Source organism: Gemmata algarum, assembly GCF_034097035.1.
Taxonomy (GTDB): Bacteria; Planctomycetota; Planctomycetia; order Gemmatales; family Gemmataceae; genus Gemmata; species Gemmata algarum.
Map to the genome: position 1 here is coordinate 1 of NZ_JAXBLV010000168.1, position 225 is coordinate 225.

General features: G+C 66.7%; 1 pseudogene. It reads left to right on the forward strand.

The features are described from left to right. Positions 1-124 (forward strand): annotated as a pseudogene (locus R5W23_RS12985) (IS3 family transposase); the annotation flags it as partial. Positions 125-225 lie beyond the last annotated feature (101 nt).

Consider the following 225-nt stretch of genomic DNA (forward strand, 5'->3'; position numbering starts at 1 on the left):
TACGTACATCCCGACCCGCGAGGGGGGGCTGTACCTGGCGGTGGTGGAGGACCTGTTCAGCCGCCGAATCGTGGGCGGGTCGATGGATCCGACGATGACCAGTCGGTTGGTGGTGGACGCGCTGGGATGGCGTTGGCACTGCTCGTCGTCGGTAAGCCCTCCCGGCGGTACCGCGGGTAGTTCATGCGGTCCCGATTGTTCCCCAAGTAGCTCCGCGCCTGCGCT